The sequence below is a fragment of the Streptomyces colwelliae genome (genome assembly GCF_048158785.1).
Lineage (GTDB): Bacteria > Actinomycetota > Actinomycetes > Streptomycetales > Streptomycetaceae > Streptomyces.
The window spans coordinates 1-436 of the sequence record NZ_JBLTJC010000975.1; the positions used below are offsets into that span (position 1 = coordinate 1).

A 436-nucleotide genomic window follows, 5' to 3' on the forward strand; every position below is an offset into this window, starting at 1 on the left:
CAGCGATACTGGTTGCACTGGCACTTTTACTGTGTAGTTGTAAAAGCACGCCTCCAGAGTCCATGGTGACACCACCAGCGGGTTCAAAGTCACCAGCCATGACGCAACAATCGTCACAACCGATGCGTGGCATCTGGCTGGCCACGGTGTCTCGCCTCGACTGGCCACCGGTTTCCTCGGTTAACATTAGTAACCCCACCAGCCGGGCACGTGTACAACAACAGGCGATGATCGACAAACTGGATCATCTGCAACGTCTCGGCATAAACACGGTCTTTTTCCAGGTCAAGCCGGATGGTACCGCCCTGTGGCCATCGAAAATTTTGCCGTGGTCCGATCTTATGACCGGTAAGATTGGTGAAAATCCGGGTTACGATCCGCTGCAATTTATGCTCGACGAAGCCCACAAGCGTGGGATGAAAGTACACGCCTGGTT

General features: G+C 53.7%; 1 protein-coding gene. It reads left to right on the forward strand.

Translation table 11 applies throughout. From position 1 onward, the window contains the following. Nucleotides 1-98: 98 nt before the first annotated feature. Nucleotides 99-436 (forward strand): family 10 glycosylhydrolase (locus ACNFOC_RS55435; protein WP_416966450.1); only part of this gene is annotated, 338 nt, incomplete at its 3' end.